At 60.5% G+C, this 6,585-nt stretch carries 9 protein-coding genes; 3 read left to right on the top strand and 6 right to left on the bottom strand.

Annotated elements, in window-relative coordinates; genetic code table 11:
* Nucleotides 1–70 precede the first annotated feature (70 nt).
* Nucleotides 71–703, bottom strand: coding sequence for a Maf family protein (locus Asbog_RS14060; protein ID WP_062165580.1), 633 nt, complete (start codon nucleotides 701–703; stop codon nucleotides 71–73).
* Nucleotides 704–1,021: 318 nt separating this feature from the next.
* Here Asbog_RS14060 and hemE point away from each other — a divergent pair, with 318 nt between their 5' ends.
* The 3 genes from hemE to hemJ are packed head-to-tail and all read left to right on the top strand — an operon-like array spanning nucleotide 1,022 to nucleotide 3,242.
* Nucleotides 1,022–2,077: a uroporphyrinogen decarboxylase gene (hemE, locus tag Asbog_RS14065; RefSeq protein WP_062166086.1), complete on the top strand. Its 1,056-nt coding sequence runs from the start codon at nucleotides 1,022–1,024 to the stop codon at nucleotides 2,075–2,077.
* A gap of 8 nt (nucleotides 2,078–2,085) precedes the next feature.
* A complete protein-coding gene (locus Asbog_RS14070) occupies nucleotides 2,086–2,793 on the top strand; it encodes an HAD family hydrolase (RefSeq protein WP_062165581.1) in 708 nt (235 codons plus the stop codon).
* On the top strand, nucleotides 2,790–3,242 hold the full coding sequence (gene hemJ, locus Asbog_RS14075) for a protoporphyrinogen oxidase HemJ (protein WP_062165582.1): 453 nt from the start codon (nucleotides 2,790–2,792) through the stop codon (nucleotides 3,240–3,242). Before Asbog_RS14070 ends, hemJ begins: the two co-directional genes overlap by 4 nt.
* Before the next feature lie 104 nt (nucleotides 3,243–3,346).
* On the opposite strand, the gene pqqE is transcribed toward hemJ, so the two are convergent.
* The 5 genes from pqqE to pqqA all read right to left on the bottom strand — a co-directional run bounded on the left by pqqE (nucleotide 3,347) and on the right by pqqA (nucleotide 6,580).
* Nucleotides 3,347–4,429, bottom strand: coding sequence for a pyrroloquinoline quinone biosynthesis protein PqqE (gene pqqE, locus Asbog_RS14080; protein ID WP_062165583.1), 1,083 nt, complete (start codon nucleotides 4,427–4,429; stop codon nucleotides 3,347–3,349).
* The gene (pqqD, locus tag Asbog_RS14085) at nucleotides 4,426–4,734 is read right to left on the bottom strand and encodes a pyrroloquinoline quinone biosynthesis peptide chaperone PqqD (RefSeq protein WP_062165584.1); all 309 of its coding nucleotides are present in this window, start codon (nucleotides 4,732–4,734) and stop codon (nucleotides 4,426–4,428) included. Before pqqD ends, pqqE begins: the two co-directional genes overlap by 4 nt.
* Nucleotides 4,731–5,477: a pyrroloquinoline-quinone synthase PqqC gene (gene pqqC / locus Asbog_RS14090; RefSeq protein WP_062165585.1), complete on the bottom strand. Its 747-nt coding sequence runs from the start codon at nucleotides 5,475–5,477 to the stop codon at nucleotides 4,731–4,733. Before pqqC ends, pqqD begins: the two co-directional genes overlap by 4 nt.
* A complete protein-coding gene (gene pqqB, locus Asbog_RS14095; RefSeq protein ID WP_062165586.1) occupies nucleotides 5,474–6,385 on the bottom strand; it encodes a pyrroloquinoline quinone biosynthesis protein PqqB in 912 nt (303 codons plus the stop codon). The genes pqqC and pqqB overlap by 4 nt, the downstream gene beginning before the upstream one ends.
* Before the next feature lie 114 nt (nucleotides 6,386–6,499).
* Nucleotides 6,500–6,580 carry a pyrroloquinoline quinone precursor peptide PqqA gene (pqqA, locus tag Asbog_RS14100; protein WP_023978294.1) on the bottom strand — a complete coding sequence of 27 codons (81 nt, stop codon included), beginning with the start codon at nucleotides 6,578–6,580 and terminating at the stop codon, nucleotides 6,500–6,502.
* Between the last annotated feature and the right edge of the window lie 5 nt (nucleotides 6,581–6,585).

Raw genomic sequence — 6,585 nt, forward strand, 5'->3', positions numbered from 1 at the left:
CCGGCCCCTTGGGTCAGGCCAGTGGCGCGGGTATAGCGGGGGGCTCTGCCTCTGGCAACCCCCCCGGACACTATTTTTTCGCGATACCGAAATCGCGCAGTACAGCCAGCAAGGGCAGGAGGGGCAAACCGAGAATGGCGTCGTGATCACCCCTGATCGTACTGAAAAGCTGTACACCCGGCCCCTCTAGCCGGTACGCACCCACGCAGGACAGAAGTACATCTCCCTCAGCCTCCATATAGGCATCGAGAAAGCCATCGCTGAAATCGCGCATGGTGAGTTCGGGTGTCGCCAGATGCTCCCAGAGCTTCTCTCCCCCTTTGTACAGCACGACAGCCGTCTGGAGCCGATGCGTACGCCCACGCAGGGTGATGAGCTGTTCCCTGACCGCCTGCCTGTTTTCCGGCTTGTCGAAACCGACGCCATCGCACTCCAGAATCTGGTCTGCCGCGATCACGAAATCGGCGCTCATAAATTGCGGATTCGTTGAAAACTCTAGAGCCTTGGCATTTGCGAGCGCCAGTGCGATGGCGTTCTGACCCGCGTTTTCCGCCCGCATCCTGTCACGCAGTACAGACTCATCCAGCGCCACCGGACAGGACACCACATCGAGACCGGCACCACGCAGCAAACCAAGCCGGGCCGTTGATCCACTGGCCAGTACCAGCCTTGGCGTTCCGGGATTCGCACGCTTCGACTCCATCTCGAGTCTCCTTTGAAATCAGGGGTGAATGAGTACCGTCAGTACTGGGGTACATGGGGATTATACGAGCCTGAGAGAGAGGGCGTACCGAGTACCGTGGATTGTACTTTCTTCGGCAGAACCAGTGGGTTGTACACAGGCCTTCTGTGGGTATTTCGGGATAACCTGCGCAAATGCCTCAAACCAAAGGGTTTATCGTTTGTACACAGTGTTGGTAAGTCGGGGTACGTTTTTGGAAAGTTGGGTACCCCGTCATCCACAGGGATCAACCTATCCGACAGGATATCTATCTTTTTTCTTTTATGGTTATTGGTCGGTATGGATAGCGAAAATTCACCCCAGTCAGCGCCTGCAAAACCGCTCCTGCGTGTCCTCCACGGTGAGGCCGTGTGGCCGCCTCCGGTATGGCTCATGCGTCAGGCCGGACGCTATCTGCCCGAATTCCGCGCCGAACGCGCCAAGGCAGACTTCCTGACGCGCTGTACCACCCCGGACATCGCAGCCGAACTGACTCTTCAGCCAATCCGGCGCTTTGCCATGGATGGCGCCATCCTGTTTTCCGATATCCTCGTCCTGCCCTGGGCCATGGGTCAGGATCTCAAATTCATCGAAGGGCGCGGCCCTGTCATGGAGCCGATCCGCAACAGGGCTGCGCTTGAGGCCCTGTCTCCTGCCCGCGTAGCCGAAACCGTGGCGCCAATCCAGGAAACATTGCGGATTCTGGCTCGCGAACTGCCTCAGTCCACCACGCTTCTGGGCTTTGCCGGCAGCCCCTTCACCGTATCCTGCTACATGGTCGATGGCGGCAGCTCGCGGGAGTTCGGTGTCACCCGTGCCATGGCGTTGCAGGACCCGGAGCTCTATGGCGATCTCATCGCCCTGCTGACCCGAACAACGACCGACATGCTGATCGGCCAGATCGATGCCGGTGCCGAGGCTGTCATGCTGTTCGACAGCTGGGCCGGTCTGCTGCCTCCTTCCCAGTTCCGCCAGCATGTGATCGCCCCGACACGCGCCATCGTGCAGGGCATCCGCGCTGCCCGGCCCGGTGTGAAGATCATCGGGTTTCCCCGTCTCGCCGGGTTGATGGCCCTCGAATATGCCCGTGAGACCGGTGTCGATGCGCTGGCCTGTGACACGTCGGTCGATCTGGCGCAGATGGCGACGCTCTGCCCTGACACGCTGGCCCTTCAGGGGAATCTTGACCCGATCATTTTGCGCAATGGCGGAAAGGGTCTGATTGACGAGGCACGCACCATCCGCGATGCCCTCAAGGGGCGGCCGCATGTGTTCAATCTCGGTCACGGTGTCATGCCCGATACCCCACCTGAGCATGTTGGTGCGCTGGTCGATGCCGTGCGCGATATCGGCTGACGCTCATCATGTCCGATACGCGCCCTTCAGCCCTTTGTGCCTCCGGTCAGCTTCGTCTCGTGATCTTCGATTGTGATGGCGTGCTGATCGACAGTGAGGGGCCTTCCTGCCGTCTGGTAGCCAGTGCTGCCCGCGATCATGGCATTGCCCTGAGCGATGATGAGGCCCTGCACCGCTTTGCAGGCAAGGCACTGGGCCAGGTCAAGCGCGAACTTGAAGCCGAGACCGGCCTCGATCTGGGTGATGACTACGTCGCCATCATGCAGAACCGACTGGTCGATCTGATGCGCGATGAAGCGGCGCCGATCGAGGGCGCTGCTGCCATGCTGTCAGCCGTGCAGGCGCTCGGTCTGCCTTTTCGCGTTGGCTCGAATTCCTCATGGCCCGAGATGGAGGTCAAATTCGCCCGTGTCGGATTTGAGGCTTTCTTTCCGAAAGAGAGGGTCCATTCGGCTCGCGATATGATGCGGCCCAAGCCAGACCCCTATGTGTTCCTCCATGCCGCAGAGCAGGAAGGCGTTGCACCCTGTGTCTGCGTGGTGATCGAGGATTCCGATACCGGCGTGCAGGCGGCGCATGATGCCGGTATGGCCTGCATCCTGCTGCGTGCCGAAGGGCCATCGCCCGCACTCGACTGGCCAGGGTTACGCCGTATCGCCCATCTTGATGAACTTGCCCCCATGCTGGCCAGCATTATGGAAGAGCAAAACCGATGAGCGCCCTCCTCCCCTGGTTTCCTTGGCTCAAGGTGCTGCATATCCTCGCCTTCACCTCATGGATGGCCGGTAATTTCTATCTGCCACGGCTTTTCGTCTATCATTCACAGGTTCAGCCCGGCACGCCTGAAAGCGAACGCTTCCAGATCATGGAGCGCCGTCTGCTCCGTGCCATCATGACACCGGCCATGATTGCCACCCTGATCTCTGGCGGCCTCCTCGCCTCGCTTCCCGGCGTGATCGACTGGTCCGCCCCATGGTGGTGGATCAAGCTGGTCACGGTTCTGCTGCTTTGCGGTTTCCACGGCTTCTGTGCCCGGTGGCGCCGCGAGTTTTCCCATGACCTGCGGCTTCATCCCGAGCGCTATTACCGTATTGCCAATGAGGTGCCGACACTGCTGATGATCGTTATCGTCATCATGATCGTGGCCCGGCCTTTCTCGGGATAAAAGGCAAGGCCCTGCACTCGCGGAGGGGATAGCTCCGTTGAGTCCATCAGGGTCCAAAAGGACGACTTTCCCCTGGTGGGGTATAGAGCCGCCCCCCGCGTATCTTACGCCTTGGAAAATCGCCGATAGGTGAAATCACCGTCATGCCCGGCCCTTGACGCTTCCATGACCAGCGCATGACGGTCCGAGCGGGCACAGACAGGGTCGGTGGCTGCCGCATCGCCTGTCAGGGCGAGGGCCTGACAACGGCAACCGCCCCAGTCGACTTCCTTCAGGCTGCAACCACGGCAGGGTTCGGGCATCCAGTCCGTGCCGCGAAACAGGTTGAACAGGGGGGAGTCCTGCCAGATCGCGCCCAGAGAGTCGGTTGTGACGCTGGGGAAAGTGATATTTGGAATGGTCTCGGCGGCATGGCAGGGCAGCACCTTGCCGGAGGGGGTGATGTTGACGAAGCGCTGGCCCCACCCCCCCATGCAGGGCTTGGGTTGGTCAGCGTGATAATCCGGGGTGACATAATCGATGGCGAGGCTGTTGCCAAAGCGGGCACGGGCTTTCACCACCGCTTCCGTCGAGGCTTCGAGCTGCGCGGCCGAGGGCATGAGCAGATCGCGGTTCTTCAGGCCCCAGCCATAATACTGGGTATGAGCAATCTCCACGCGTCCGGCACCGAGTTCATGGGCAAGATCGAGCATGGCAGGCACACGCGCTACATTCTCGCGATGCACGACGAAATTGAGCGTGAGGGGAATACCGCGTGCCTTGATCAGGCGGGCGGCTTCGAGCTTCTTGGCCTGCGCACCACGTAGGCCGCCGATACGCTCTGCGCCCGCTTCCCCGACATCCTGAAAGGAGAGCTGGACATGATCGAGGCCAGCCTCATCAAGGGCGGAGAGGGTCGCCTCGTTGATGAGCACGCCTGAGGTGATGAGATTGGTATAGAGATTGAGCGCACTGGCGTGACGCACCAGTTCGGGCAGGTCATGCCGCGCCATGGGTTCACCGCCTGAGAAGTGAACCTGCAACACCCCAAGTGCTGCAGCCTCGTCCAGCACACGCAACCAGTCGGCCGTGGTCATTTCAGACGCACGTCGCTCCAGATCGATCGGATTGGAGCAATAGGGGCAGGCGAGCGGGCAGCGATGGGTCAGCTCGGCCAGCAGGCTCATGGGAGGCGGGGTAAAGCTCATGACGCGGGAGTTTGCCCGTTTTGAGGGCTTTGTTCGACCAGAACTTTCTGATCCATCAGCGAAGCAAGCAGGACCTGCACATCGGTCGCGATGATTTCGCGGGGGGCATGATAGGTTGCAGCGAGGTCGTCGATGATGGCGCTCAAGGGGCGGGCGCCATCGACAAGGCGCAGGATGGCAGCGGCAATGGGATCGGCAATAAAGGCCTTTTCAGGAGCCTGAACGAGCCAGACATCGCGTACGCGGTCATGCTGAAGGCGATGACCGCGGGTAAATTTCAGAATGCTGTCTTCCGAAACGCTCACGCGCTGAAAGCCTCCGGGGTATGGGCACCGGCAAAGGCGCCGGGGGCGGGATGGCCTTCCATATACACATGCTGCAGCGCATCGAGCATGGTCCAGAGCACGTTGCATTTGAAGATCAGCGCGTCGATGACCTCTTTCTGCTGCTTGGCAGTGCGGGCGTGTTCCTTCACATAGGCCAGCGCAAAATCGGAATCACGTGGCGCCTGGGTGAGGCGTGGGGCGAAATAGGCCAGTGTCTCTTCCGAGATGAAATCGTAGTGGCGCAGCATGCCGGAGACGCGCTCACTGATGATGGTGGGCGAGAAAAGCTCGGTGAGCGATGACGCAATGGCAGCCAGAACGGAGCGGTCGCGCACATAATGCACATAGGCTTCCACGGCGAAGCCGGTCGCGGGCAGCATGCCTTGCAGGCTCTCGACATAGTCACGTGACAGACCGAGCCCGTCTGTCAGTTTCAGCCAGCGCGCAATGCCGCCTGTGCCGGGTTCGTTACCGTCATGGTCCTCAAGACGGCGTCGCCATTCGCGGCGCAGCTCGGCTGTAGGAAGGCGGGCGAGCAGGGTGGCGTCCTTCACCGGAATGGACGCCTGATAATAGTAGCGGTTGAGGGCCCAGGCCTGAACCTGTGTGCGGTTCAGCTTGCCGTCATGCAGGGCACGATGGAAGGCATGACGGTTGTGATAGCGCTCGGCACCGATTTCACGCAGGCGGGCTTCGAGGGCATCGGGGGATAGAACCGTCATGATCTTTCTCCAAGGGTCAGGCGCAGGCCATCTTCACCGATGATCCAGCCTGCTTCTTCCGCCATCCGGCGTTCCGGCGAGTCCGGTACGAGGACGGGGTTCGAGTTGTTGATGTGAATGAAGACGCGATGGGAGGGCGCATCATGCAAGGTCTCGATGATGCCTTGCGGGCCGGACATCGAGATATGTCCCATGCGCAGACCGGTTTTCGGGCTGAGCCCGGCACGGATCATCTCGTCATCACGCCAGAGTGTTCCTTCCATGAACAGCGCATCGGCCGCGCGAATGCGTGTGCGTACGGAAGGGGTGAGATCGGCACAAGCTGGCAGGAAGACCATCGTGTGCTTTCCGTCGGTAATTTCGAGCCCGATTGTCTCGCCCTTCTGGCTTGGCAGATGCTCGGCATAAAGCGGTGCCTTGCCAGGCACATCAAAGGCGGTGAGCGTCAGGCCTGAAGCTGTACCGTCCTTGTTGGGCAGGGTGAGGGGTGTTTCGTCATCGAGCGGCAGGCGTGGCACAATCTCACGGTTTACGGCCTCGAAAATCGGATTGGCATCCAGCTGGGCCAGCGTGGCGGACGTGCCATAAAGCCGGAAGGGCTCGCGCTCGCGCAAAGTCAGCAACCCGGTGATGGAATCGATTTCGCCATTGGTCAGAATAACGCCCTGTATCGGCGTGGAACGCAGCGCGTCCTGCGCATGTAGTTCCGGCGTTGCCAAAATCTGGGCTCTGAGATCAGGCGAGGCATTGAGCAAAAACCAGTGCTTGCCATCGCCGCTGACGGCGAGGGAGGCCTGGCTGCGAGAAGGAATTCGGCCCTCTCTTGCGGCACGGCAAGCCGGGGCGTTCGAATTCCATTGCGGAAACCCACCACCGGCACCGCTGCCAAGAACGATAATATCGAGCATGGTCAGGGTCGGTCTGTTCGTGATCGGCTGGCAGAGGGCCGTTCAGCCCGGCCAGAAACGACAACAGCCGCACATGGGGTGCGGCTGTTGAAGGTAAACGGTCCTGCGAAGAACTTACTTCTTCTGGCCGCAGACATAGGAGTTGATTTCGGCGCCGAGCGGAATTTCGGTAACCTTCGGGGTGTTCCAGGCCATGACGA

Origin of the sequence: Asaia bogorensis NBRC 16594 (assembly GCF_001547995.1) — a bacterium.
In the GTDB taxonomy this organism is placed as follows: Bacteria; Pseudomonadota; Alphaproteobacteria; order Acetobacterales; family Acetobacteraceae; genus Asaia; species Asaia bogorensis.